We start from the raw sequence: 26,183 nt of genomic DNA on the forward strand, positions 1-26,183 counted from the left end.
CCGTGGCCCGGCGGTTCTCCCGCCGGGCCACGGTTCGTCCGTCGCGATCGGATCAGGTGGCAGCCGAGGTACGGACGAGCGTCCGGATCTGCCGCAGCAGGACCGACAGGGCCGCCAGGTCGGCCCGGGACTCGTCGAACTCGCCCATCGCCCGCTCCGCCCGATGGATCGAGGTCGCGTTCGACTGCTCCCACTGCTGCACCCGCTCCAACGGCGGCAGGTCGGCCGGAGTGGAGTCGAGCACCTCGCCGGTCAACGCGGCCAACGCGGCGTACAGGTCGTAGCGCAGCGCCATCCGGGCCAACGTCTGCCACCGGTCCTCGCGGGGCAGCAACGAGATCTTCGACAACAGCGAATCGACCCGGAACCGGTCGGAGAGCACGAAGTAGACCGAGGCCACCTCGCCCACGTCGCGCCCCGAGGCGGCGGCGGTCTCCACCACGTCGAGCAGACCGAAGCTGTACATCAGACGGGTGCTCTGCTCGGCCAGCTCACGTGGCAGGCCTCGCTCGGTCATCGCGTCGATGTGCGCCGCGATCGCCTCCCGCTCGGTGCCGTAGAACAGCGTCTCCAGCTGCGGCAGCAACCGGGCCACGCCGCCACGCAGCCGATCGATCTCGGCGCGTACGTCGATCGGCGACCGGCGGTTGGTCACCAGCCACCGCACCGCCCGGTCGAGCAGCCGTCGGGTGTCCAGGTAGACGTCGGTCTGCAACTCCGGGTCGACCTTGTTGTCCAGCGCCTCCACCGCGTCCCAGAGCGCACGCAGCCCGAAGACCTCACGGACCACCACGTACGCCCGGATCACGTCCGCGGCCGGGGCCGCGGTCTCCTCGACCACCCGGAAGATGAACGAGATGCCACCCCGGTTGACCGCCTCGTTGACCAGTACGGTGGTCACGATGTCGCGGCGCAGCCGGTGCCGGCCCATCCGCTCGGCGAACCGCTCACGCATCGGTGTCGGGAAGTAGTTGACCAACACCTCGTTGGTCCACTCCTCGTCGGCCAACCCGTCGGTGAGGGTCTCCTTCTCCAAGGCGATCTTCACGTACGCGAGCAGCACCGCGAACTCCGGAGCGGTCAACCCCGACTCGGTGCGTACCGCCAGTTCCTCGTCCGACGGCAGCGCCTCCAGGGCCCGGTTCAACGTGCCGGACCGCTCCAGCTCGGTGATCATCCGGCGGTGCACCGGCAACAGCGAGGCGGCCTGCGCCTGCGAGTTGTTGATCGCCCGGGCCTGGTCGTAGTTGTCCCGCAACACCAACTCGGCGACCTCGTCGGTCATCGCGGCGAGCAGTTCGTCCCGCTCGGGGACGGTCAGTTCGCCGTCGGCGACCGCGGTGTTCAGCAGGATCTTGATGTTCACCTCGTGGTCGGAGCAGTCCACCCCGGCCGCGTTGTCGATGAAGTCGGTGTAGATCCGACCGCCCGTCTGGGCGTACTCGATCCGGCCGTGCTGGGTGAAGCCCAGGTTGCCGCCCTCGCCGACCACCCGGCAGCGCAGGTCCTTGCCGTTGACCCGGATGGCGTCGTTGGACTTGTCGCCCACCTCGGCGTTGCTCTGCGTGGACGCCTTGACGTAGGTGCCGATGCCGCCGTTCCAGAACAGATCCACCGGTGCGGTGAGGATCGCCTTCATCAGCTCCTGCGGGCTCATCTGCTCGACGTCGTCGTCCAGCCCGAGCACCGCGCGCACCTGCGGCGTGATCGGCACCGACTTCGCCGTACGCGAGTAGACCCCACCGCCGGCCGAGATCAGCTCGGCGTTGTAGTCCTCCCAGGTCGAACGGGACAGCTCGAACAGCCGCCTGCGCTCGACGTACGACGACGCCGCGTCCGGATCCGGGTCCAGGAAGATGTGCCGGTGGTCGAAGGCGGCCACCAGCCGGATGTGCTCCGACAGCAGCATGCCGTTGCCGAACACGTCACCGGACATGTCGCCCACACCGACCACTGTGAAGTCCTGGCTCTGGGTGTCGTGGCCCATCTCGCGGAAGTGCCGCTTGACCGACTCCCAGGCGCCCCGGGCGGTGATGCCCATCTTCTTGTGGTCGTACCCGGCCGAGCCACCGGAGGCGAAGGCGTCACCCAGCCAGAACTTGTGCGCGACGGAGACCTCGTTGGCGATGTCGGAGAAGGTCGCCGTGCCCTTGTCGGCCGCCACCACCATGTACGGGTCGTCGCCGTCGTGCCGGACCACGTCGTCGGGCGGCACGATCTCACCGGCCACGATGTTGTCGGTGACGTCGAGCAGCGCGCCGACGAACTCCTTGTAACAGGCCACCGCCTCGTCCCGGTCGCCCGGCTTCTGCTTGAGCACGAAGCCGCCCTTGGCACCCACCGGCACGATCACGGCGTTCTTCACCATCTGCGCCTTGACCAGGCCGAGCACCTCGGTACGGAAGTCCTCCCGCCGGTCCGACCAGCGCAGACCACCACGGGCCACCGGGCCGTACCGCAGGTGCACGCCCTCGAAGCGCGGCGAGTACACGAAGACCTCGAACTTCGGCCGAGGCGCGGGCAGGTCCGGGATCGCCTGCGGGTCCAGCTTGAACGCCACGTACGCCTTCGGGCGTCCGCTGCCCGGCTTCTGGTAGAAGCTGGTCCGCAGGGTGGCCTGGATCAGCGTCAGATAGGCCCGCAGGATCCGGTCCTGGTCGAGGCTTGCCACGTCGTCCAGGGCGGTGCCCAGCTCGGCGACCAGCTCCGCGCTGCGCTGCTCACGCTGCTCGGTGGTGAGCGTGCCCGGCTCGAACCGCGTCTCGAACAGCTGCACCAGCAGCCGAGCCAGGTGCGGGTACGCGATGAACGTCGACTCCATGTAGTCCTGGGAGAAGACGGTGCCGGTCTGCCGCAGGTACTTCGCGTACGCGCGCAGCACCACGACCTGCCGCCAGGTGAGCCCGGCGTGCAGCACCAGCTCGTTGAAGCCGTCCACCTCGGCCTCGCCCCGCCACGCCGCCGCGAAGGCGTTCTCCACGTGCGGGCGTACCTCGGCCAGGTCCTGGTGCCCCTCGGGCAGTCGCAGCCCGAAGTCGTACAGCCAGATCCGCCCGTCGACGCGTTCCACCTCGTACGGGTGCTCGTCGACCACCCGTACGCCGAGGGAGTGCAGCACCGGCAGCACCGCCGAGAGCATCATCGGCTCGCCGTACCGGTAGACCTTGAACCGGACGTCCATCGACTCGTCGACGTCCGCTCCCCGGGCGACCGCGCGCGGCAACGGCTGCTTGCGGAACAGGTGCATCTCCAGCTGGCCGGGCTCCTCCAGCAGCTCCAGCTTCGCCAGATCCTTCATCGCCTCGTACGGCGTGTGCCCGTCCTTGTAGCCCTCCGGGAACGCGTCGGCGTACCTGACGAACAACTGCTTGGCCTGCTCGTCACCGAGCTTGCGCTCCAGCACCAGCCGGTAGTCGTCGTCCCACAGCCGGGTGGCGTCGGCCAACTCCTCGGCGAGCAGGTCGGCGTCGATCTCCCCGGGCGGGTTGCCCGGATCGGTACGCACGATGAAGTGCACCCGAGCCAGCATCGACTCGGTGACCCGGGTGGTGTAGTCCACCCCGACACCGTTGAGCTCGCGCAGCAGGATGTCCTGCATGCGCAGCCGGTTCTGCGTGGTGAACCGGTCCCGGGGCAGGTAGATCAGGCAGGAGATGAACCGCCCGTACGCGTCCCGGCGCAGGAACACCCGCAGCTGCCGGCGACCGGCCATCCGCAGCACGCCGATCACCGCGTGGTACAGGTCGTCGGTCTTGATCTGGAACAGCTCGTCGCGCGGGTACGTCTCCAGGATCTGGAGCAGATCCTTGCCGGAGTGGCTGCGCTGGCTCAGGCCGGAGCGGTCCAGCACCTCGGCGACCTTACGGCGGACCACCGGCAGCTCCTGCACGCTGGTCCGGTACGCGGCGGTGGAGAACAGGCCCAGGAACCGCCGCTCGCCCACCACCTCGCCGTTGTCGTCGAAGACCTTGAAACCGATGTAGTCCAGGTACGCCGAGCGGTGCACCGTGGCTCGCGAGTTCGCCTTCGTGATGATCAGCAGGCGCTTCTCGGCGACCTTCTCGTGCGCCTCCGGGGTCATCGACGACAGCGCCCGCGCCTCCGGCGAATCCTGTCGCAGAATGCCCAGCCCGGTGCCGAGCACCGCCTCCAGAGCCGGCCCGCCCTTGTCCGAGTCCGACACCAGCCGGTACTCCCGGTAACCCAGGAAGGTGAAGTGGTCGTGCGCCAGCCAGCGCAGCAACTCCACCGAGTCGGTGATGTCCTTCTCCGGCACCGGTGGCCGGTTGTCGCTGGTCCGCGCGGCGGCCAGGTCGTCGGCGAGGGAGAGGGCCTGCTGGCGCATCTTCGGCCAGTCCTCGACGGCCTCCCGCACATCGGTCAGCACCCGCTGCAACTCGCGGCGCAGCTTGTCCCGTTCCGCCGGGTCGCGGACCGGGTCGATCTCGATGTGCATCCAGCTCTCGACCAGGTCACCGGCGATCGCGTCGTCCGGTTCCACGTCGGCGGCCACCTCGATCAGCCGGCCCAGCGGCTCGCGGCGCACCACGACAAGCGGGTGCACCAGCAGGTGCACGTCCAGGTGATGGCTGTTGAGCAGCGCGGTCACCGAGTCGACCAGGAACGGCATGTCGTCGGTGACGATCTCGATGACGCTGTGATGCTGCTCTGCGTCGGGTGAGTGGATCCGCAGCTTCAACTCGCCAGGTACCCGCTGCTCGGCCAACTCCCGGTGGTCTCGGGCGGCTTCGAGCATCTCCTCGGCGGTGAAGCCGATCAGCTCCTCGTCCGGCGCGAACCGCCAGAAACGCCCCACCAGGGTCGCCGCGTCATGGTCGTCGCCGGCCAGTGCGACCGCCTGCGCCACCAGTCGCTCGGCGTTGGGTACCGGCTCGTCGAGCTCGTTGTCCTCCACGTCGCCTGCCAACGCCTCTGGTGGCAGACCCAGATCGTAGAGGGTGTCGATGCTCGAACCGGTCATGCCGGTCGCTCCTGAATCGAGCCGGCCGTAGCCGTCTCCGTCGGTTACCGTGTCGAAGCTGTCGTCCCGGCTGGTGTCAGCCTGCCGGAGGTCGGGTCCCGGTTTGATCGCCGGACGCCGGTCCATCGGTGCCACTCCCCTCGACCCACCGCGTTGTGGGTCACTCTTCCGCCAAGCCTAGGCCGACCGACCGGTTCATCCGTCGGCGGACCTATGACCGGCCTTCCGGATCTCGGACGGTCGTCCTTTCACCCGTTGCGGTACGAGGTTCGGCCGGGTCAGGAGTACCCCAGCTCATGTTGTTCATCACATCGTCACCGGCCTGTCTTTTCGCCAAACCCCGGCCGACCGGGTCAGTGCGGGCGGCCCGGACGTACTACCGTGCAGGGCAGCCTGACCAGGAGGAACCAGCGCTGATGCACCGCTCGCACCGACATCGCCACAATTGGTCACGTCTCGCCGCCGTGGTCGCCGGTCTCGTCGCCTCGGCAGGCCTGGTCGCCTGCTCCGGCGAGGACGGCCCGGAACGCACCGTCGACGCCTTCCTCAAGGGGTGGCGTACCGGTGAGCTGAACACGATCGGCTTCGTCGACCCGACCGGGGCGAAGGTGCCCGCCGCCACCGTCGCCCAGGAGATCCGGGAGCTCTCCGGCGAGTTGGTCGACGCCCCGCTCACGCTGACCCGGCAGGGCGACCCGACGGTGGTGCAGAGCACCGCCACCGCGACGGTGCGGTTGGAATGGACCCTGCCGGACGAGACGAGCTGGGCGTACGACCGTCCGGTGCGACTCACCCAGGGCCGCGACGACCATTGGCAGGTGATCTGGGAGCCGCAGATCGTCCAGGAGAAGCTCACCCGGGGTGACCGGCTGGGACTCCAACGGGTGCGGGCCCCCCGGGCCACCGTGCTCGACGCCGCCGGCGAGCCGATCGTGGCCCCGCGCGACGTGGTCCGGGTCGGGCTGCAACCCAGCGAGGTCACCGACGTCAAGGCCATGACCCGCGAGCTGGACGCCGCCTTCCGCGCGATCCGCCCGGCGATCACCCCACCGGTGGACCTGTCGGATCTGCCCAAACGCCTGGACGAGGCGAAACCGGACGCGTTCGTCGAGGTGGTCACCCTGCGCGACGAGGCGTACCGGCAGATCCGGTCGCGGATCTACGACCTGCCCGGGACGAAGTTCCAGAGCGACAAGCTCGACCTCGCGCCGACCCGGGAATTCGCCCGGGCGGTGCTCGGCACCGTCGACCCCGCGCACGCCGAGGACCTGGCCAAGCACCCCGACCGATACGCCCCCGGCGACCTGGTCGGCCACGGCGGGTTGCAGGGCCGTTGGGACGACCATCTCCGCGGCGCACCCGGGTTCACCGTGATCATCAAGCGGCCGAAGCAGGACGGGACGCTGGAGCCGACCGGCACCGAGGTGTTCCAGCGCGAGCCGCAGCCCGGCAAGCCCGTCAAGACGACCCTCGACGTCGCCACCCAGAAGGCAGCCGACCAGGCGCTACGGGGTGAGCGACGCCGCTCCGCCCTGGTCGCCGTACGCATCAGCGACGGCGCGGTCCTCGCCGCCGCCAACGGCCCCGGCGCCGCCGGGGAGAACCTGGCCTTCACCGCGCAGGTGCCGCCGGGCTCCACGTTCAAGATGGTCAGCGCACTCGGCCTGGTGGAACGCGACGCGGTCACCCCGGACACCGACGTGGACTGCCCGAAGACCCTCGTCGTCGACGGCCGCTCGTTCAAGAACTCCAACAACTTCGAGCTCGGCGAGGTGCCGTTCCGCACCAACTTCGCCAAGTCCTGCAACACCGCCTTCGCCGCCCTGGCCCCGCAACTCGGTGCCGACGGGCTCGCCGCCACCGGCCGGAGTCTCGGCCTGGAAGGTCAGTGGCAGGTGGGCCTCGACGCGTTCACCGGAAAGGTGTCGGCCGGCGGGGGTGCCACCGAGCAGGCCGCCGCCGCGATCGGGCAGGGCACCACGGTGGTCAGCCCGCTGGCCATGGCGGCGGCGACCGCGGCGGTGGCCAAGGGGGCCTTCACTGCACCGAAGCTGGTCCTCGACCCGGCACCGGAGCCGGCCGGTGAGCCCGGCCCGGAGCTGAAGCCCGAGGCGGTCACGGCCGTCCGCGAGATGATGCGGGCAGTGATCACCGACGGCACCGGCACGGCCCTGAAGGACGTACCGGGCGAGCCGGTGCACGGCAAGACCGGCACCGCCGAGTACGACAACAACCCGAAGAACACGCACGCCTGGTTCGTCGGCTGGCAGGGCGACATCGCCTTCGCCGTCTTCGTCGAGAAGGGCGGCTCCGGCAGCGGCACCGCCGCCCCCATCGCCGAACGCTTCCTACGCGCCCTACCCTGACCCCCACCCGCCTTCCGCGCGGGCATCCATGATCGACTCCGTTTCGGCGGAGAGGCGTGATCAAAGCACCCGGATCACCGCCATTCCGCCGTAACGGAGTCGATCATCGGGGTCACCGCCCCGACCGACCCCGCCACCGATCTCATCCGGCTCGGCCGGGTCACCCCGGCCGTCGGCCGGGACGATCAGCCAAGACGACCGGGTCAGCCGGGCCCATCCGCCGAGGCATCCCGATCAGCCAAGACAACCGGGTCAGCCGGGCCTGTCGGCCGGGGCATCCGAGTCGGCCAGGCAACCGGGTCACGCGGGTCCGTCGGCCGGGGCATCCGAGTCGGTCGGGCTGGCGAGGGCGGCAGGCGGCTCAGCGACGACCGGGCGTAGACCACCGGCCGCACGCAGATCACCTATCGAATCGGCGGGCACCAGGCGCAGACCACCGGCCCCACGCGGATCATCAGTCGGTTCGGCGGCCACCGGGCGCAGACCGTCCGCACCCGGCCCGGCCTGGTCGTCCACCGCTGACCGGCGCAAGGAGCCCGGGCCAGCCGACCCCTCCTCCGCCGCCGGCCGACGCAGGGACCCCGGGCCGGCGGAGAAGTCGGTGTCGCGTGGATCCGGCACAGCGACAGTGCCCGCCGCACGTACGGCCTGCTCCGCACGGTCACCCAGGTCCCCACCGTCGGCCAGATCCGCACCGTCGGCGAGATGGGCGCGCCCATCCAGGTCCCCAAGGGCGACCAGATCCCCGCGATCGTCCGGATCCGCACGGTCGTTCGGATCCGCGTGTTCGACCAGATCCCCACGAGCGGCCTGGTCCGGGCGAATGCTCAGGTCGCCACGAGCAGCCTGGTCCGGGACGGCGCTCAGGTCCGCACGGTCGGCACGGCCCGGCGTGCGCTCGGTGGTCCGACGGGGAGCGGGTGCCGTCCGGTCCGTCCGGCCGATGCCTGGCCGGGTCAGCGGCGGCGCGGGCGCGGTGACCGGGCGCAGGCCCGCCACCACGGTGTTGACGATCTCGGCGGCGTACGCGCCGTCCCGGTCGTAGTCCGGGTCGAAGACGGTCAGCTCGACGCCGAGGCAGTGCGGTGTGTCGACCAGACCGGCGAGCAGGATCTCCAACTCGGCGAAGGCGATGCCGCCCGCGTCGGGGGCGTCGACCGCCGGCATCACGGCCGGGTCGAGTACGTCCACGTCGACGTGCACCCAGTAGCCGGCGCAGTCGGCCAGTTGCTCGTGCGCCCACTGGGCGGTCCGCGCCGCCCCCTCGGCACGTAGCGCCGGCACCGGACGGGTGACGATCCCCGCGGCCTGCAGGTCGAGCCGATACTCGTCCTGAGCCCGGATGCCGAGCACCACCACGTCGATGTCGCGAAAATAGGGGCGTCGCCCTTCGATGGCCGCCAGGTCGGCCTGCCCCCGCCCGGTGACCAGGGCGAGGCTCTCACCGGCCGCCGCCCCGACATAGGAGGCGTTGCCGGGGTGCCGGAAGTCGGAGTGGCCGTCCACGTAAATCAGGCCGATCCGGCCGCCGACCTCCTCGCCGAGGCGGTGCATGGCCAGTGCCGAACCGAGCAGGATCGAACAGTCGCCGCCGAGGACCAGTGGGAACTCGCCCCGATCGATGATCGCGCCGACCCGATCGGCCAACGCCGCCGAGTAGTCGGCGATCTCTCGCGCGTGGCACACCCCGTCGCCCGGTCGCCAGTCACCGGCGTCGTAGCGCGGCGAGGTCAGGCAGCCGGCGTCGCGGGCCCGCAGCCGGGGCAGCAGACCCTGGTCACGTAGCGCGCCGGGTGCCTTGCCGCAGCCCGGGACCGAGGTGAGCGTGGGTGGGCGCAGGCCGAGGTTGCTCGGCGCATCGAGGACGGCGATCCGGCGCATCATGGGCCGCTGTCGTCCGCGACTGCGGGGCTCGCAAGCTCACTCCTCGCGCTCACCGAACCCACCTCCCGCTCGCGACTGCGGGGCTCGCAAGCTCACTCCTCGCGCTCACCTGGGCTCCCGTCCTTGTGGGTGTCGGGGCGGGCCGGCGGTACGCCGGCCCGCGCTGGCGGTGGCTGGAGGGTCAGAACAGGGCGCTGGCCAGGGCGCGACGGGCCGAGGCGACCGTCGGGTCTTCCGGGCCGGCGATGGTGAACAGGCCGACGAGGTGTTGGCGTACCTTTTCCCGATCTTCACCGGCGGTGCGCCGGACCAGCCCGACGAGGCGCTGGTACGCCTGCTCGGCCTGGCCGCTGAGCACCTCGATGTCGGCGGCCAGCAGTTGGGCGTCGACGTCGTCGGGGTTGGCCGTGGCGGCGGCCAGCGCGGTCTGCGGGTCGGCGCCGGACACCCGGCGGGCGAGACCGACCTGGGCCAGGCCCGCCTCCGCCGCAGCGTCGTTCGGGGTCTCGGCCAGGATCTTGCGGTACGCCTGCTCGGCGGCGTCCAGGTCGCCGTCCATCAGGGCGTCGTCGGCCGCGTCGAGTCGGGGGTCCTCCGGCTCGGCCACGGAGACGCCGCCGGCCTTCAGGACCGCCTGGAGCCACTGGCGCAGCTGCGGCTCGGGCACCACGCCCGGGAAGGCGTCGACCGGCCGGCCACCGACGATCGCGTACGTGGTCGGCAGCGCCTGGAGCTGGAACATCTGCGCGAGCCGGGGCTGCTGCTGCACGTCGACCCGGGCCAGGAGCCACGTGCCGCCCCCCTCGGCGGCCAGCCGCTCCAGCACCGGCGCGAACTGGTCGCTCTCCGGATAGCCGGCGGCCCCGAAGAAGACCACGACGGGTGTGGTGAGCGAACGTTCGAGCACTGCGGACTGGATGTTCGCCTCGGTCACGTCGATGACGGCGGCCCCACCGACGGAACCGCCGGGTGCGGCGGCGGGGGGACCGGCCTGGGCCGGGGCGGGACTGGGGGCGGGGGTGCGCAGCGCGCTGAGGTCGACCGCGCCGCGGGTAAAGATCGACGAGGTGATCCGTGGGTCGCTCATGGTTACCTAGTCTCGCACGCGAGGCGCGGAACTCAGATCAACCGTGGCCGGAGACAGTTGCCACTGTCACCCCTGCCCAGCCGCTCTTTTCGAGCCCGGGTCAGAACCGGGCAGGCTCGCGGTAAACGCCCCATTCCGCCCGCAGCGCGTCACAGATCTCGCCCAGCGTGGCTTCGGCGCGTACGGCGTCGAGCATCGCGGGGATCATGTTCTCCCCGGTACGGCTGACCGCCACCATCTTGTCCACCGCGGCGCGCACCGCCGCGTCGTCCCGGCCGGTCTTGCGTTCGGCCAGCGCCCGGCGCTGCTCCACCTCCACCTCGTGCGAAATGCGTAGGATCTCCAGGTCCTTGGCGATCGTGCCGGTGTGGCAGTTGACGCCGACGATCTTCTTGTCGCCCTTCTCCAGCGCCTGCTGGTAGACGAACGCCGACTCGGCGATGTGCCCGGTGAACCAGCCGTCCTCGATGCCGCGCAGGATGCCGGAGGTCATCGGGCCGATGGCGTGCGGACCCTCGCCACCGAGCTGCTTGATCCGGGCGAAGATCTCCTCCGCCTCGGCCTCGATCCGGTCGGTGAGCGCCTCGACGTACCACGATCCGCCGAGCGGGTCGGCCACGTTCGTCACGCCGGTCTCCTCCATCAGCACCTGCTGGGTACGCAGGGCGATCTCGGCGGATTCGTCGGTGGGCAGGGCAAGCGTCTCGTCCAGCGCGTTGGTGTGCAGCGAGTTGGTGCCGCCGAGCACCGCGGCAAGGGCTTCCACGGCAGTGCGTACCACGTTGTTGACCGGTTGTTGGGCGGTCAGTGACACCCCGGCGGTCTGCGTGTGGAATCGCAGCCAGAGGGCCTTCTCGCTGGTCGCGCCGTACACGTCGCGCAGCCAGCGGGCCCAGATCCGGCGGGCGGCGCGGAACTTGGCGATCTCCTCGAAGAAGTCGACGTGTGAGTCGAAGAAGAAGCTCAGCCCGGGGGCGAAGACGTTGACGTCCAGCCCGCGCGAGAGGCCCAGTTCGACGTAGCCGAAACCGTCGGCGAGGGTGTACGCCAACTCCTGCGCGGCGGTCGAGCCGGCCTCGCGGATGTGGTAGCCGGAGACCGACAGCGGCTTGTAGCGCGGGATCTCGGTCGCGCAGTACTCCATCAGGTCGCCGATCAGGCGCAGGTGCGGCTCGGGGTCGAACAGCCACTCCTTCTGCGCGATGTACTCCTTGAAGATGTCGGTCTGCAACGTGCCGTCGAGTGTGGACAGATCGGCGCCCTGCCGCTCGGCGGCGACCAGGTACATGCAGAACACCGGCACCGCCGGCCCGGAGATCGTCATGCTGGTGGTGACCGCGGCCAGGTCGATGCCGTCGAAGAGCACCTCCATGTCGGTGGCGCTGTCCACCGCCACCCCGCAGTGGCCGACCTCGCCGAGCGACTGCGGGTCGTCGGAGTCGCGGCCCATCAGGGTGGGCATGTCGAAGGCGACCGACAGACCACCGCCACCGGCGCCGAGGATCATCTTGTAGCGCTCGTTGGTCTGCCGGGCGTTACCGAACCCGGCGAACTGCCGGATGGTCCAGGTCCGACCCCGATAGCCGGTCGGATACAACCCCCGGGTGTACGGGAACTCGCCCGGCCAACCGATCCGGTCGAACCCCGGGTACGCGACACCCTCCGGCGGACCGTAGACCGGCTCGACGGGAATCCCGGAGAGTGTGGTGAAGTCCGCGTCCCGCTTGCGCGCGGCGTCGTAGCGGGCCTGCCAGCGGGCCCGTCCGGCAGCGATCTCGTCGGCGTTCATCTCCGGGCTCCTCCTCGAGTCCTTGAAGACTGCACGTCGAGTGTAGAACTCTTCCTGAACGATCGATAAGGAAGTTCGTACCGGACGGTAACGGTGCCCTCAGCTCGCCGGACCCCCGATGGCCACGTCGTCCACCCGGATGTTGATCTCGTCGACCCGCAGCCCGTACGCCTCGATCGCCTGGGTCACCGCGGCCCGCACCGCCGTGGTCACCTCGGGCACCGGATGCCCCGCGTCGGTCACGATGACCAGGTTGACCACGGCCGCACCATTTGTGACGTGGGCCGAGCAGCCCCGGCGGGCGTCACCCACCTGGTCGAGCCCCACCCGGTCGAGCACCGCGTTGAAAAACCGGGCGATATCCCCGCCCAACTCGACCACACCCGGCACCGACTTCGCGGCGGCCACCGCGATCTTCTCCACCACCTCGTCCGAGATGTCCGTACGACCACCCGCCACCGCATCCGGCGTCATCGGCAACTCCTGCGTCATCTCGTGATCCACGCTCACTCCCCGCACGCATCCACCACCCGCCCACCGCGAGCCGCTGCGAGCCTAACCGCCCCCCTCCCTCCGCACTGGACACCACACCCCACACCCGCACCCGCACCCGCACCCGCACCCGCACCCGCACCCGCACCCGCACCCGCACCCGCACCCGCACCCGCACCCGCGATCTTGCACTTCTGGTCGCCGAAAGGTCCCCTTTGCGCCATATGCCGAGACAACAAGTGCATGATCGACGGCGCCAGGTGCCAGGGGCGGGGGTGGCGGGGTGGCGGGTGCCAGGGGCGGGGGAGGGGGTGGCGGGGGTTTCGGCGGTGCCCGGGGCGGGGTGGGGTTGTGGAGGGCTAGCGGGTGAGTTGGGTGAGGAGGGTGTTGGCGGCGGCGTAGGGGTCGGTGGCGCCGGCGGCCACCTCGGCGGCCAGCGCCGGCAGTTGCGTACCGTCACGCAGGGAGCCGATCCGGGCGCGGAGCACGCCCAGCGCGATGGCCTCGATCTCGGCGGCGGCCCGCGCCTCCCGGCGGCGGCGCAGCTCGTCGTGCTCGACCAGCCAGCCCCGGTGCTTGTCGATCGCCGCGGCGATGTCGTCGACGCCCTCGCCCCGGACGGCCACCGCACGTACCACCTGCGGACGCCACTCGCCCGGCCCGCGCTCACCGAGGGCGATCATGCCCTGGATGTCGCGGACCGTCGCGTCGGCACCGTCCCGATCGGCCTTGTTGACCACGAAGACGTCGGCGATCTCCAGGATGCCGGCCTTCACCGCCTGGATCGCGTCACCCATCCCCGGCGCGAGCAGCACCAACGTGGTGTCGGCAAGCGAGGCCACCTCGACCTCGGCCTGCCCGACCCCGACGGTCTCCACCAGCACCACGTCGCAGCCGGCCCCCTCCAGCACACGTACCGCCTGAGGGGTCGCCGCCGACAGGCCGCCGAGATGCCCACGGCTGGACATCGACCGGATGTAGACACCCGGGTCGGTGGCGTGATCCTGCATCCGCACCCGGTCACCGAGAATCGCCCCACCGGTGAACGGGCTGGACGGGTCGATGGCGAGCACACCGACCCGGCGACCCCGGGCCCGCAGGGCGCGTACCAGCTCGTTGGTGGTGGTCGACTTGCCCACCCCGGGCGAACCGGTCAGGCCCACGACCTGGGCCTGACCGGCGTACGGCGCAAGCGCCGCCGCGATCGCCGGCAGCGTCTCGTCGCCCGACTCGACAAGCGTGATCAACCGGGCCACCGCGCGATGGTCACCCGCCCGAGCCCGATCGACAAGCATCGGTACGTCCCGACTACGGCGCACCGGCGTGGCCGCAGCAGGAACACTGCCGTTCACGTCACTCACGAAGAGGTCTCGGCCGGGTTGGGGACGTGGATGATCAACGCATCGCCCTGGCCGCCGCCACCGCAGAGCGCTGCCGCGCCCGTACCGCCGCCGCGCCGCTTGAGCTCCAGCGCGAGGGTGAGCACCAGGCGGGCGCCGGACATGCCGATCGGGTGGCCCAGCGCGATCGCGCCGCCGTTGACGTTGACCTTGTCCGCGCTGACGCCGAGGTCACGGATGGACTGGATGCCGACCTGCGCGAACGCCTCGTTGATCTCGATCAGGTCGAGATCGGAGACGGTCAGCCCGCCCTTGCGCAGGGCGTGCTGGATCGCGTTGGACGGCTGCGAGTGCAGGGAGTTGTCGGGGCCGGCGACGTTGCCGTGCGCCCCGATCTCCGCCAGCCAGGTCAGGCCCAGTTCCTTGGCCTTCGCCTTGCTCATCACGACCACCGCGGCGGCGCCGTCGGAGATCGGCGACGAGCTGCCCGCGGTGATGGTGCCGTCCTTCGCGAACGCCGGGCGCAGCTTCGCCAGGGACTCGGCGGTGGTGTCCGGGCGGATGCCCTCGTCCTCGCTGATCACCAGCGGGTCACCCTTGCGCTGCGGAATGACCACCGGAGTGATCTCGTCGGCGAAGTGGCCGTTCTTCTGGGCGGCGGCGGCGCGCTGGTGGCTGGCCGCAGCGAACTCGTCCTGCTCCTGCCGGGTGATGCCGCGCGTGCTGCCGTGCCGCTCGGTGGACTCCCCCATGGCGCAGCAGTCCCAGGCGTCGGTCAGCCCGTCGAGCGCCATGTGGTCCTTGAGCGTCACGTCGCCGTACTTGTAACCACCGCGCTGGCCGAGCAGCAGGTGCGGGGCGTTGGTCATCGACTCCATGCCGCCGGCCACCACGACGTCGAACTCGCCGGCCCGGATCAGCTGGTCGGCCAGGGCGATCGCGTCCAGGCCGGAGAGGCAGACCTTGTTGATGCTCAGCGCCGGCACGGACATCGGGATGCCCGCCTCCACGGCCGCCTGGCGGGCCGGCATCTGCCCGGCACCGGCCTGGAGCACCTGACCCATGATCACGTACTGCACCTGGTCGGGCGCGACGCCGGCCCGCTCCAGGGCCGCCGAGATGGCGATGCCACCCAACTTCGTCGCCGGTAGGTCCTTGAGGTTGCCCAGCAGGCGCCCCATCGGGGTCCGCGCGCCGCTGACGATCACCGAAGCCATACCTGCCTCCGAGGGGGGGGTGCCGACCGTACGCCTTAACGATTGTTCGGTCAGACTAGCGTCATGCCTGAGAACTCCCCCGTCGAGCCCGCTGCCGACTATGTCACAGACATCGGCCTCCGACGCATCGACCATGTCGGGATCGCCGTGGCCGACCTCGACGCCGCGATCGACTTCTACACCCGGACGTTCGGCATGCGATGCGTACACACCGAGACGAACACCGAGCAGGGCGTACGGGAGGCGATGCTGGCGGTCGGGCCGACCACGGAGGGTGGCTGCCTGCAACTGCTCGCCCCGCTGACCCCCGAGTCGACAATCGCGAAGTTCCTCGACCGCAACGGTCCGGGCGTGCAGCAGGTGGCGTACACCGTGACGGACGTCGACGCGGCCTGCGCGGCGCTACGCGAACGCGGCCTGCGGCTGCTGTACGAAACCCCCCGGCGAGGCACCGCAGGCTCGCGGATCAACTTCATCCACCCCAAGGACGCCGGCGGCGTCCTGGTCGAACTCGTCGAACCCGCCCCCCACTCCACCACCACCTGACCCCCATCCCCCGTGGTCCAGCCCGCCGGAACCGAGCGACCGGCCGCGCCGACATCCGCAGGCCGGGCCAGCGCGCGGGATCAGTTCCACCCGACAGGCGGGCCGCCCAGACGCAAAGGCGGGCCACCCAGGCCGGCGCAGGCAAGATCGCGCTCGATCCGGGATCGAGTGGCCTCACACCCCACTCAATGCCACTCGATCCCGGATCGAGTGACCCCCACTCCCCGCAGCCCATTCATCGACGGGCGTGAGGTGATCGACTGGGGCTGCGGACGCTGGCCTGACGGACGAGCCGTCGACGGCCTTTCGGTGAACGCGCAATGGTTTCCCCGTCCCGGCCCGGCGACCATTCGCACGGAGCGCAGCGCCCGGAAAGAAAAGCAGTGGGCGGATGACTTCGATGCCATTTTCACGTCACGCTGCGTACCGTCGGGCTCCTCCCCGAACTGGCAAGATCGCCCGTCGACGCGGGGTTCCGGTGACCCTACGAGTTGACCATGTAAAGAGGACGGCAAAGGGCGGCCCGCTCTTGCGAAGCACCCCGGGGGGTCTGCCAGTATGTCCCAATGCCCCAGCAGCAGTCCTCCCCTCTCGCGTTCTTCGATAACGCGAACTCGCAGCCAGATTTCACGGTTGGCCTGCGCGGATACAACACCGGTCAGGTCGATGACTTCATCGGCCGGCTGAACGCCGCGCTGAGCCAGGCCAACAAGGACCGCGCCGACGCCGAGCAGGCGCTCAACGACGCCCAGCGCCGGCTCCGCCAGTCCGAGCAGCGGCTCACCGCCTTGGAGCAGAAGCTCACCGACACCAGCAAGCAGCTTGAGGAGAACAGCCGCCCCACGCTGTCCGGCCTCGGCACCCGGGTCGAGCAGATCCTCCGGCTCGCCGAGGAGCAGGCCAACGACCACCGCAACGAGGCCAAGCGCGAGTCGGAGGGCATCCTCTCCGCCGCCCGCCTGGAGGCGCGGGAGATCACCGACAAGGCGCGGGCCGAGGCGGCGGCGATGAAGGCCACCGCCGAGCGGGAGGCCGGCAACCTCCGTACCGCCGCCGAGCGGGAGGCCGCCGAGGTCCGGGTCCAGGCTCGCCGGGAGGCCGACACACTGCGTGCCGACGCCGAGCGCGAGACCAAGCAGCTACGCACGGTGACCGCCCACGAGGTGGCCGAGCTGAAGTCGACAGTCGAGCGGGAGGTCGCCACCCTGCGCGCCACCGCTGAGCGCGAGATCACTCAGCAGCGGGCCAAGGCCGCCCGCGAGGCCGAGGAGAAGCGTGCCGAGGCGACCAAGCTGCTGACCGACGCCCGCGACAAGCGCGACAAGGACCTCCAGGCCCTGGAGCTCCAGCTCGCCGAGCGGCGGGAGAAGGCCGAGCGCGAGGAGTCGGAGCGGCACGCCGCCCAGGTCGCGCAGACCCAGAAGCTGGTCGGCGAGGCCGAGCAGCGGGCCCGCGCCGCGCAGGAGCGCGCCAAGGAGATCGAGCAGCGCGCCGAGGCGCGGCGGGTGGAGTCGGAGCGCAACGCGACCGAGACCATCGAGAAGGCCAAGGCGCTCGCCGACCGTACACTCAACGAGGCCCGTGCCGAGTCCCAGCGTCTGCTCAGCGAGGCCCGCACCGAGGCCGAGCTGACCACCCAGGCGGCGCGCCGGGAGGTCGAGGACCTCACCCGGCAGAAGGACGCGGTCACCTCGCAGCTCGGGCAGATGCTCTCCGGCCTGGCCGGCATCGTCCCGGGTGTCCCCAACAACGCCGCCCCGGCCGAGAAGCCGGCGGCCACGGCCAAGCCGGCGGACGACGCCGAGAAGAAGGTGGCCGCGGACACGTCCAGCTGACACGACACCGGGGCATGATCAACGACGCGGGGTGACACCGGGTGACCGGCGACACCCCGCGTCGCCCTGCCTTCAGAACAGAGAGCACGACCCACCTGCGTGGGTGAAGTAGCTCCCAACAGGGGCGTCCGTATCGCCCCAGGAGGGCCCGATGCGTGTGAGGATGGGTGCATGTCGCACGGCGAGGAACTGTTCGCTCTCGGCGGGGACGTGACCACGGAGCCCAGCTTCGAGTCCGCCCTGCGGGGGTACGACAAACGACAGGTCGAGAAGTACGTCGCTCGTGCCGAGCACGAGATCGCGGCGCTGGAGGCCGAGCGGGAGCAGGCCTTCGCCCAGATCCACAAGTTGGCCGGTCAGGTCGAGGTGCTCCAGCGCGATCTGGCTGCGGTGCGCAAGCAGGCCGCCGTGGTCGACCGGGCCGCGTTCCGGCATCTCGGGCCGCGCGTCGAGCAGATCCTGGCGCTGGCCGAGGAGCAGGCCGAGGACATCCTCGCCGTCGCGAACGAGGAGATCGAGGCCCGTCGGGCCGCCGCCGAGCACATCATCGACGAGGCGCGGGCCGAGGCCGCCGAGGCGCTCAAGGACTTCGAGATCGCCCTGGCCGCCCGCCGGGCCGAGGAGGAACGGCAGGCCGCGGCTCGCCGGGCCGAGTCCGAGGCGGCCAGCAAGGCGGCCAAGGAGGAGGCCGCCCGGCTGCGCAAGAGCGCGCAGGAGGCGTTGGCCAAGGCCGAGCAGGAGGCCACGCAGCTACGGGACGCCGCCAAGGAGATCCACCAGCGGGCCCAGCAGGAGGCGACCAAGCTGCGCGAGGCGGCCCGCGAGGCGCACGCCACCGCCCAGCAGGAGGCGACCCAACTGCGCGAGGCGGCCAAGGAGGTGCACACCAAGGCCCAGCAGGAGGCCAAGCGCCTGGTCGACCAGGCCACCGAGGCCGGGCGGGCCACCCACGCCAAGGCCAGCCAGGAAGCCAAGCAGATCATCGACGACGCCGCCGAGGCCGGCCGGGCCGCCCGCAACAAGGCCCGCCAGGAGGCCGAGCGGCTGACCACCCAGGCCACCGAGGCGGCCAAGCGCACCCGCGCCGAAACCGAGGCGTACGCACAGCGCATGCGCAACGAGACCGAGGCGTACGTCCAGCACACGCGCGCCCAGGCGCAGCAGGAACTGGGTGCCTGGCGGGCCGGGGTGGAGAAGGAGGTAAACGGCCGACGCGAGGCGGCGGACCGCGAACTGGCGCAGCGCAAGGCTGCCGCCGAAAGCGAGTTCACCAGCCGTCGCGACGAGTTGGATCGGCAGCACCAGGCCCGCACGGTCGAGTTGGAGCAGCGGCTCAGCGCTCGTACCGCCAAGCTTGAGGAGCAGATCCGCACCCGTACCGCCGAGTTGGAGTCCGGCTTCGAGACGCGCCGCGCGGAGCTGGAGTCGGAGTACACCGCGCGCAAGAACGAGATCGAGCAGGGGGCGGACCAGATCCGCCAGGCCGCCGAGCAGGACGCCGCCGCCGTCCGCGCCCGGGCCGAGGAACAGGCCGGTGAGCTGGTACGGCAGGCCGAGGCCGACACGGCCGAGCAGCGCCGCGCCGCCGAGGAGTACGCCACCGACACCCGGCGCGAGGCCGAGGAGTTCGCCACCACCGCCCGACGCGAGGCCGACGAGTACGTCGCCTCCTCCCGCCGGCAGTTCGAGGAGTACGCGGCCACCACCCAGCAGCACCTGGCCACCACCCAGCAGCATCTCGCCGCGACGCAGCAGGAGGCTGCGGCGGGCCGGCAGCAGCTCGCCCAGGTGATGCTGGAGATCGCCAAGGCTCAGCAGCAGCTCGCCGACCTGCGTCAGGAGACCTGGAAGTCCCGGCAGGAGTCCGACGAGTTGCAGCGCAAGCTGCTGGAACTGCGGCTGGAGGCGGCCACGACTCCGGACGGCCCGACGTCACCGGCCCCGGCCGGCTCGTCCTCGCCCGCTGCCGCGCCGTCGGCCGCCACCGTCGCCCGTACGGTGGACGGCCCTTCGGTCAACGGCGGTTCTCCCGCCAACGGCACCCCGGTCGCCGTGCCCGCCGACGCGCCGGTCAACGGCCACCGACCTGCTCTGGAGACGGCCGGCGTCGCGGCCGACGGCGGCGATCCGACCGCCGACGGCGCAGGCTCGATGACACCGGCCGCCGATGGCGCGGGCCCGGTGACGAAGCCGGCCGCCGAGCCGGTGACCACCGTGGACGATTCGCCCACGGCGAAGCCGGCGGTCGAGCCGGCCACCGTCGACGGCGGCACGGCCAGCGCGGGCGTGGACGGCGAACCCACGGTTGCCGCAGTGCCGGGCACCGGCGGTCGGGGCGCCACCCCGACGAAGATCACCAGCACCGGCGAGGGCGGCAAGCGCCCCAGCAAGCCGACCACCGACGAGCGCAGCGCCAAACCCAGCAAGATCACCTCCGACTGACGCCACGCCGGACGGCGAGCCACCCGGTCAAACGGGTGGCGCTGGGCGGTGGTCAGGAGGACTGCTCGGACGGTGGGCGGCGGCGTGGGCCCCAGGCGAGGAAGCGGTCGAATAGTGCGGCGGGCTCCGGCCCGTCGTACGGGTTGAGTCGGTAGAGGTCGCGCATCGCCTCGTACATCAGGCCGGCCAGATAGATCGACAGGCCGACCGGGTTCTCGTCGTACTCCGCCCGCAGCAGGAGCCGGGCCTGTGCGCAGGGCCAGGGCTGGCCGTCGGCGCGACAGCACCACATCGGTCGCAGCGGGGTGTGTGGCGGGTCGCCGCCGGTCGCGCGGGGCCGCTCGGGGCGGGGGCCACGGCCCGGGGCCGGCAGCCGGGTGCTGATCACAGCCGCTTCCCGGTTGCCCGACGCCGCCAACACGAGGCCACCCACCATCGCCAGCCCCAGGAGCTTGGGGCGCTGGTAGCAGCGAACACGCACGTCGACCTCCGTGAGGGCAGGTTCGGGTACGTTTCTTGCTGCTTCAGCGACAACAAACGTACCCAAAGCGATTGAGGAGGGGCCGCCCACCCGGGGGAATGGGTGGGCGGCCCTGGGTGCCCACCGGGGGTGTCGGGGCGACCCGGCCAGGGCCCGCCCGCGCCCTGCTGGCAACGAGCGTGTCCGGCATGGCTGACAGTCTGCTGACCGGAGCACTACTGTCGGAAGTCATCGAGCGGGGTCGTGACGGGCCTGCGCAACCACCGCACCACCGGCAACTGATGAGCGATTCTCGGTACGCGATTGTGGAGGCACTGTGGAGGAATCGAGCGCCGACCTGATCCGATCCCAGTTACGCCGGCTGCGCACCGCCGCCGGGTTGAGCCAGGAGGAGTTCGGCAAGCTGGTGCACTACTCCCCGTCGATGGTGTCCGCCGTGGAGACCGGCAGCCGACCGTACGACCGGCAGTTGCTGGCCCGCGCCGACGAGGTGCTGCGTTCCGGCGGGCTGCTGGTGGCGCTGCTGCGGATCGCCGAGCGCGAGGGGCAGCCGTCCTGGTTCCTGCCCTGGCTGGACGCCGAACGCCTGGCCAGTCAGCTGCGGATCTTCCAGCCCACGCTGATCCCGGCGTTGTTGCAGACCGAGGGGTATGCCCGCGCGGTGATCCGTTGCGACGACCTGCTCAGCGACGAGGAGGTGGACAAGCGGGTCGCCGCCCGGATGGACCGGCAGGCCATCCTGACCCGACCGGATCCACCGCAGCTCATCGCGGTCATCGACGAGGCCGTCCTGCACCGCCGGGAGGAGCGCTTCCACGCGCTCATGGTCCACCAGGTCGAGCATCTGATCGCCAGCGCCGAGCGGCCGAACGTCAGCATCCACGTCATCCCGCTCAGCGTCGGGCTGCACATCGGGTTGTCCGGGCCGTTCTCGCTGGCCCGGGGTGCGGAAGGAGGCTGGGTGGCGAGCCAGGAGGCGCAGCTGACCGCCCGACCCACCGACGGTGAGTCCGATGTGGCTACCCTGTTGGCACGGTGGGAGACGGTGCGCAATGACGCGCTGTCCCGCCAGCAGTCGATCGAACTTCTCAAGGAAGTGGCGAAGTCATGGATCTGACCGGCGCGACCTGGCGCACCGCCACCCGCAGCGGGAACACCGACTGTGTCGAGGTGGCCGACAACCTGCCCGACGTGGTGGCGGTCCGCGACAGCAAGGACCGGCAGGGGCCGGTCCTCGCCTTCACCCCGCAGACCTGGCAGACCTTCGTCGGCCAGGTCAAGCGGCGGTAACCCCACCTCGACCACCGGGTCGCGGCCCGGCAACCGCCGGCCCGGACGAGCCGGCATCGACGACCGACGCATGCTCGTCGGAGCGTGAACGGGGAGACCGGATGGCGCACGACGGCCCGCATCGCTCCGGCCCGGAGCAGCCCGGCCCGGAGCAGTCCAAGCCGAACCAGCGGGACGGCCCACAGCAGTCCAGGCCAGACCAGCAGGACGGCCCACAGCGGCAGGCCGCAGAACCCACGGCGGCAGCACCGCAGCCGCAGCCGCCAGCATCCACGGGGACACCACCTGAGCAGCCAGCCGCTCCGGCACCGGGCAGCGCGGGCGGGGACGCCGGTCGGTTCGGTATTCCGGGGCGTCCGCTGCGGCGCAACAGCTTCCTCGTCGGCTTCACCGGTGCGCTCGGCGTGCTGTCCGCGTACGCCGTCTATCTGGGGTTGCGCAACGCGGCGGGGATCCTGGTCCTGGTGGTCATCGCGCTGTTCCTCGCGGTGGGCCTGCACCCGGCGGTGGTCCGGCTGTGCGCCTGGGGGTTGCCGCGCGGGCTGGCCGTGGCTGCGGTGACGCTGACGGTGCTGGCGCTGCTCGCCGCCGGTGTGCTGGCCCTGGTACCGCCGATCGTGACCCAGTCCGGGCAGTTCCTCGATCAGCTACCGAGTTATCTGGACACGTTGCGGCGCAACGAGGCCGTCAACGATCTCGTGGTGCGGTTCGACCTGATGCGCCGGGCCCAGGAGGCGGCCAACGCGGACGTGGTCGGCCGGGCGCTGGGCGGGGTGCTCGGCGGTGCCCAGCTGGTCTTCGGCACGGTCTTCCGGGTGCTGACGGTGCTGGTGCTGACCATCTACTTCCTGGTCTACTTCGACCGGATGCGCGAACTCGGTTACGCGCTGGTGCCGCGTTCCCGCCGCGAGCGGGTGCAGCTCATCGGCGACGAGATCCTGACCAAGGTCGGCGCGTACATGGTCGGTGCGCTGTCCATCGCGGTGCTGGCCGGCGTGACCACGTTCGTGTTCGCGCTGATCGTCGGCCTGCCGTACCCGTTCGCGCTGGCGGTCGTCGTCGCGGTGACCGACCTGATCCCGCAGATCGGCGCGACGCTCGGCGCGGTGATCGTCAGCCTGGTCGGCTTCGCCACCGATCCGTCCGTCGGGATCGCCTGCGTGGTCTTCTTCGTGGTGTACCAGCAGATCGAGAACTATCTCATCTACCCCAAGATCATGCGCAGGTCGGTGCACGTCAACGAGGTCGCCGCGCTGGTCGCGGCGCTGCTCGGGGTGTCCCTGCTGGGGGTGATCGGGGCGCTCATCGCCATCCCGACCGTGGCCGCCACCCAACTGATCCTGCGCGAGGTGGTACTCCCCCGCCAGGACGCCCGTTGACCCGGCCAGCCCTCGGCCGGGCGCTGCCCCGAGGCCAGCCGCCTCAGTCGGCCTGGCGTTGTGGTGGGCCCGCTACCGGGGTGTCGGCGAAGGCGGCCACCGTGCGGTCGGCGTACGCACTGGCGTCACCGGTCTCCATCGGGCCGTCCCAGGTGGTCGGCAGTGGTACGGGCACGGCCGGGTTGACCCGCCGGACCACCTCGTCGAGCACGGTCTCGGCGTCACCGACCCAGAGGTGCTTCGCTCCCGGCACCCCGACCACCTCGGCCTGCGGGATCGCCGCGAACCGCTCACGGGCCTGCTCGGGGCGAAGGTAGTCGTCGAACTCCGGCACCAACGCGGTAAGCGGTTTGCCGGACTCGACCCACGGGGTCAGGTCGGCCGACTCGGAGAAGCGCAGCGGCGGCGAGAGCAGGATCGCGCCGGTCACCGCCGGGTCGCAGCCGTACTTCAGGGCCAGGTCGGTGCCGAACGACCAGCCGAGCAGCCAGATGTCGGGCAGCTCGTGGAACTCGGCGTACTCGATGGCGGCGGCCACGTCGTAGCGCTCGCCGACGGCCGAGTCGAACGTCCCCTCGCTGGTGCCGCGCACGCTGCTGGTGCCGCGCGTGTTGAACCGCAGCACCGCCAGGTCGGCCAGGGCGGGCAGTCGCCAGGCCGCCTTGCGGAACACGTGGCTGTCCATCATCCCGCCGTGGGTGGGCAGCGGGTGCAGGCAGACCAGGGTGGCTGCCGGTGGCCGGTCGACCGGGAGCGCCAGCTCACCGACCAGGCGCAGCCCGTCCGCGGTGTGCAGCTCGATGTCTTCCCGTCGACCGGGCAGGATCGACGATGCGCGGATCGGTGCACTCACCCTGTCATCCTCCCGCGTCGCCGCCCACCCTGCTGCCCGAGGTGACAAAGATCGCCCCGCCGGCCTCAGCCGTGCCGGGGTGCGCTGCGTCCGCGCTGGATGACAGGTGCCCGGCGGTCGCGGGCCCGCCAGCACCCGCTGTGCCAGTGCCGCCGGTCGGTGAGGTCGCCCCGACCGTCGGCGGGCCAGGCGACCAGATGCGCCACCCCAGGCCGGATCTCCTGGTCACAACCGGGGCAACGGTACGTCTTGACCGACGAACCGCCGCTGATCCCGCGTACCTGCCAGTCGCCGTCGCGCCACTGCTGCACCGAGGCGACGCCCTGTCGGGCCCGCTCGGTGTCCAGGCGCTCGACGTCGTCGCGGCGGGGACGGTTACGACGGGGGCTCACGTCATCCAGCGTACGACCGTGCTGGCGGCAGCCTTGCCCTGAGGTGACACCACTGGTGTTAACAAGGGGCCCCTGCTCTACCGGAGGCGTTAACAGGGTGCCCTTCCTTACCTCCGGAAGGGGCGGTCGGCGGTTACCAGCTGCTCCAGCAGGGGTGCCGGGGCGAGACCGGGCTCACGCAGTTCGCGGTACAGCGCCCGCTGGACAGCCAGCGCCACGTCCAGCCCGACGGTGTCGAGCAGTTCGAACGGGCCGGTCGGGTAGCCGCAGCCCAGCTTCATGGCGTTGTCGATGTCGTCGGTGGTGGAGTAGTCGGCCTCCAGCATCCGCACCGCGTCGTTGAGGTACGGGAACAGCAGCGCGTTGACGATGAACCCGGCCCGGTCCGCGCAGACCACCCCGGTCCTGCCGAGGGCGGCGACGACCGCGCGGGCGGTGGCGGTGGCCTCCGCCGACGTACGGATCGTCCGGACGATCTCCACCAGCGGGGTGGCCGGGTTGGCGAAGTGCAGGCCCACCACGTCGGCCGGGCGTCCGCTGGCCATCGCCAGGTCGATCACCGGCAGCGCGGAGGTGGTGGTGGCCAGCACCACGCCCGGCTTGCAGACCTCGCCCAGGCCGGCGAGGAGCGCCTTCGTCCCGTCAAGGTCGTCGGCCGTCGCCTCGACCACCAGGTCGACGTCGGCCAACCGCGGCAACTCCCCCGCAGGGTCGACCGGGACGACCTGGTACCCGGCGGCGGTGAAGGTCTCCACGAGGCCGGCGGCCAAGGTGCCCGAGCCGACCACCCCGACCGTGGTGACGGCTCGCGCGCCGTCGGTCGACGTCGGGGCCGTCGGCGTCAACTCGTCCGGTACGAGCTTGCCGGAACCGGCCCGCTCGTAGGTGTAGAAACCCCGGCCGGACTTGCGACCGAGCAGCCCTGCGGTCACCATCTGCCGCAGCAGCGGCACCGGGGAATGCCGACGATCGCGCCCACCGCGCCGGTACATGGTGTCGAGGATCTCGTACGCGGTGTCCAGGCCGATCAGGTCCAGCAGGGCCAACGGACCCATCGGCAGACCGCAGCCGAGCTTCATCGCGGCGTCGATGTCCTCGCGGGTGGCGTAGCGGGCCTCGAACATGCCGATCGCGTGGTTGAGGTATCCGAACAGCAGCGCGTTGGCGATGAACCCGGCCCGGTCGGTGATCGTCACGTCGACCTTGCCGAGGCGTACGCAGAGCGCCTCCACGTCGGCCACCACGTCGGCCGAGGTGACCACCGTACGCACGACCTCGACCAGCTTCATCACCGGCGCGGGGTTGAAGAAGTGCATGCCGATCACCTGGTCGGGCCGGGTGGTCGCCACCGCGATCTCGGTGACGCTCAACGACGAGGTGTTGGTGGCGAGGATGGCCTCCGGCTTGCACACCCGGTCCAGGTCGGCGAAGAGCCGCTGCTTGATGTCGAGTCGCTCGGGAACCGCCTCGATCACCAGGTCCACCGAGTGCAGCGCGTCCAGCCCGACGGCGAAGGTGACCCGGCCGAGCAGGGCGTCCCGGTCGGCCTCGGCGAGCTTGCCCCGCGCCACCGCCCGGTCGGTCGAGCCGGTCAGGTTGGCCCGGCCACGCTCCAGGGCGGCGTCGGAGACCTCCACGGCGACGACGTCGACGCCGTTGCGGGCGAACACCTCGACGATGCCGGCACCCATGGTGCCCAGCCCCACCACGCCCACCCTGGTGAACTCGCGCGCCATGACCCGGGCCTCCCCTGTCGCTCCGCGCGGCCGGGTAGTTAACGGCCGCTAAGGCTATCGGCGCGAGTCTCCC

General features: G+C 71.1%; 17 protein-coding genes and 1 pseudogene. 7 read left to right on the forward strand and 11 right to left on the reverse strand.

Annotated elements, in window-relative coordinates:
• Window positions 1–52: 52 nt before the first annotated feature.
• Entirely contained in the window at window positions 53–5,107 is a 5,055-nt protein-coding gene (locus VAB18032_RS24390) for an NAD-glutamate dehydrogenase (RefSeq protein ID WP_013735596.1), read from the reverse strand.
• 290 nt (window positions 5,108–5,397) lie between these two features.
• Here VAB18032_RS24390 and VAB18032_RS24395 point away from each other — a divergent pair, with 290 nt between their 5' ends.
• Complete coding sequence (locus VAB18032_RS24395) at window positions 5,398–7,347, forward strand: penicillin-binding transpeptidase domain-containing protein (protein WP_013735597.1); 1,950 nt, start codon at window positions 5,398–5,400, stop codon at window positions 7,345–7,347.
• Window positions 7,348–8,240: 893 nt separating this feature from the next.
• Here VAB18032_RS24395 and VAB18032_RS24400 read toward each other — a convergent pair.
• From VAB18032_RS24400 to VAB18032_RS24425, 6 genes and pseudogenes are all read right to left on the reverse strand, one after another.
• Window positions 8,241–9,231, reverse strand: a pseudogene (locus VAB18032_RS24400) (arginase family protein); the annotation flags it as partial.
• A gap of 181 nt (window positions 9,232–9,412) precedes the next feature.
• Complete coding sequence (locus VAB18032_RS24405; protein ID WP_013735599.1) at window positions 9,413–10,318, reverse strand: tetratricopeptide repeat protein; 906 nt, start codon at window positions 10,316–10,318, stop codon at window positions 9,413–9,415.
• Window positions 10,319–10,418: 100 nt separating this feature from the next.
• On the reverse strand, window positions 10,419–12,107 hold the full coding sequence (gene icmA / locus VAB18032_RS24410; protein ID WP_013735600.1) for a coenzyme B12-dependent isobutyryl-CoA mutase large subunit: 1,689 nt from the start codon (window positions 12,105–12,107) through the stop codon (window positions 10,419–10,421).
• Between the two features lie 99 nt (window positions 12,108–12,206).
• On the reverse strand, window positions 12,207–12,611 hold the full coding sequence (locus tag VAB18032_RS24415; protein ID WP_086011301.1) for an Asp23/Gls24 family envelope stress response protein: 405 nt from the start codon (window positions 12,609–12,611) through the stop codon (window positions 12,207–12,209).
• A gap of 347 nt (window positions 12,612–12,958) precedes the next feature.
• Complete coding sequence (meaB, locus tag VAB18032_RS24420; RefSeq protein ID WP_013735602.1) at window positions 12,959–13,894, reverse strand: methylmalonyl Co-A mutase-associated GTPase MeaB; 936 nt, start codon at window positions 13,892–13,894, stop codon at window positions 12,959–12,961.
• 62 nt (window positions 13,895–13,956) lie between these two features.
• Window positions 13,957–15,156 carry an acetyl-CoA C-acetyltransferase gene (locus VAB18032_RS24425; protein ID WP_013735603.1) on the reverse strand — a complete coding sequence of 400 codons (1,200 nt, stop codon included), beginning with the start codon at window positions 15,154–15,156 and terminating at the stop codon, window positions 13,957–13,959.
• Between the two features lie 63 nt (window positions 15,157–15,219).
• On the opposite strand from VAB18032_RS24425, the gene mce reads away from it, so the two are divergent.
• The 3 genes from mce (at window position 15,220) to VAB18032_RS24440 (ending at window position 19,979) form a co-directional block, all read left to right on the forward strand.
• Entirely contained in the window at window positions 15,220–15,702 is a 483-nt protein-coding gene (mce, locus tag VAB18032_RS24430) for a methylmalonyl-CoA epimerase (protein ID WP_013735604.1), read from the forward strand.
• 566 nt (window positions 15,703–16,268) lie between these two features.
• The gene (locus VAB18032_RS24435) at window positions 16,269–17,537 is read left to right on the forward strand and encodes a DivIVA domain-containing protein (protein ID WP_013735605.1); all 1,269 of its coding nucleotides are present in this window, start codon (window positions 16,269–16,271) and stop codon (window positions 17,535–17,537) included.
• Window positions 17,538–17,708: 171 nt separating this feature from the next.
• The gene (locus VAB18032_RS24440; RefSeq protein WP_013735606.1) at window positions 17,709–19,979 is read left to right on the forward strand and encodes a hypothetical protein; all 2,271 of its coding nucleotides are present in this window, start codon (window positions 17,709–17,711) and stop codon (window positions 19,977–19,979) included.
• 52 nt (window positions 19,980–20,031) lie between these two features.
• On the opposite strand, the gene VAB18032_RS24445 is transcribed toward VAB18032_RS24440, so the two are convergent.
• Window positions 20,032–20,367 (reverse strand): hypothetical protein, encoded by a 336-nt coding sequence (locus VAB18032_RS24445; protein WP_043725627.1) that lies wholly within the window; start codon window positions 20,365–20,367, stop codon window positions 20,032–20,034.
• 409 nt (window positions 20,368–20,776) lie between these two features.
• On the opposite strand from VAB18032_RS24445, the gene VAB18032_RS24450 reads away from it, so the two are divergent.
• The 3 genes from VAB18032_RS24450 (at window position 20,777) to VAB18032_RS24460 (ending at window position 23,129) form a co-directional block, all read left to right on the forward strand.
• Entirely contained in the window at window positions 20,777–21,577 is an 801-nt protein-coding gene (locus tag VAB18032_RS24450) for a helix-turn-helix domain-containing protein (protein ID WP_013735608.1), read from the forward strand.
• Window positions 21,568–21,750: a DUF397 domain-containing protein gene (locus tag VAB18032_RS24455; protein WP_013735609.1), complete on the forward strand. Its 183-nt coding sequence runs from the start codon at window positions 21,568–21,570 to the stop codon at window positions 21,748–21,750. The genes VAB18032_RS24450 and VAB18032_RS24455 overlap by 10 nt, the downstream gene beginning before the upstream one ends.
• 101 nt (window positions 21,751–21,851) lie before the next feature.
• Window positions 21,852–23,129 (forward strand): AI-2E family transporter, encoded by a 1,278-nt coding sequence (locus VAB18032_RS24460; protein WP_013735610.1) that lies wholly within the window; start codon window positions 21,852–21,854, stop codon window positions 23,127–23,129.
• Between the two features lie 43 nt (window positions 23,130–23,172).
• On the opposite strand, the gene VAB18032_RS24465 is transcribed toward VAB18032_RS24460, so the two are convergent.
• From VAB18032_RS24465 to VAB18032_RS24475, 3 genes are all read right to left on the reverse strand, one after another.
• Complete coding sequence (locus VAB18032_RS24465; RefSeq protein WP_013735611.1) at window positions 23,173–23,982, reverse strand: alpha/beta hydrolase; 810 nt, start codon at window positions 23,980–23,982, stop codon at window positions 23,173–23,175.
• A 65-nt stretch (window positions 23,983–24,047) separates the two neighbouring features.
• The gene (locus VAB18032_RS24470) at window positions 24,048–24,374 is read right to left on the reverse strand and encodes a hypothetical protein (RefSeq protein ID WP_013735612.1); all 327 of its coding nucleotides are present in this window, start codon (window positions 24,372–24,374) and stop codon (window positions 24,048–24,050) included.
• A 107-nt stretch (window positions 24,375–24,481) separates the two neighbouring features.
• On the reverse strand, window positions 24,482–26,110 hold the full coding sequence (locus VAB18032_RS24475; protein ID WP_013735613.1) for a 3-hydroxyacyl-CoA dehydrogenase family protein: 1,629 nt from the start codon (window positions 26,108–26,110) through the stop codon (window positions 24,482–24,484).
• Window positions 26,111–26,183: the final 73 nt, after the last annotated feature.

The sequence above is a fragment of the Micromonospora maris AB-18-032 genome (assembly GCF_000204155.1).
GTDB lineage: Bacteria > Actinomycetota > Actinomycetes > Mycobacteriales > Micromonosporaceae > Micromonospora > Micromonospora gifhornensis.

Bases quoted from the DNA above. Each gene is read 5' to 3' on its own strand.
- VAB18032_RS24390 (WP_013735596.1), bottom strand. From the start codon at position 5,107: ATGGACCGGCGTCCGGCGATCAAACCGGGACCCGACCTCCGGCAGGCT.
- VAB18032_RS24395 (WP_013735597.1), top strand. From the start codon at position 5,398: ATGCACCGCTCGCACCGACATCGCCACAATTGGTCACGTCTCGCCGCC.
- VAB18032_RS24405 (WP_013735599.1), bottom strand. From the start codon at position 10,318: ATGAGCGACCCACGGATCACCTCGTCGATCTTTACCCGCGGCGCGGTC.
- icmA (WP_013735600.1), bottom strand. From the start codon at position 12,107: ATGAACGCCGACGAGATCGCTGCCGGACGGGCCCGCTGGCAGGCCCGC.
- meaB (WP_013735602.1), bottom strand. From the start codon at position 13,894: ATGCTTGTCGATCGGGCTCGGGCGGGTGACCATCGCGCGGTGGCCCGG.
- VAB18032_RS24425 (WP_013735603.1), bottom strand. From the start codon at position 15,156: ATGGCTTCGGTGATCGTCAGCGGCGCGCGGACCCCGATGGGGCGCCTG.
- mce (WP_013735604.1), top strand. From the start codon at position 15,220: ATGCCTGAGAACTCCCCCGTCGAGCCCGCTGCCGACTATGTCACAGAC.
- VAB18032_RS24435 (WP_013735605.1), top strand. From the start codon at position 16,269: ATGCCCCAGCAGCAGTCCTCCCCTCTCGCGTTCTTCGATAACGCGAAC.
- VAB18032_RS24440 (WP_013735606.1), top strand. From the start codon at position 17,709: ATGTCGCACGGCGAGGAACTGTTCGCTCTCGGCGGGGACGTGACCACG.
- VAB18032_RS24455 (WP_013735609.1), top strand. From the start codon at position 21,568: ATGGATCTGACCGGCGCGACCTGGCGCACCGCCACCCGCAGCGGGAAC.
- VAB18032_RS24460 (WP_013735610.1), top strand. From the start codon at position 21,852: ATGGCGCACGACGGCCCGCATCGCTCCGGCCCGGAGCAGCCCGGCCCG.
- VAB18032_RS24475 (WP_013735613.1), bottom strand. From the start codon at position 26,110: ATGGCGCGCGAGTTCACCAGGGTGGGCGTGGTGGGGCTGGGCACCATG.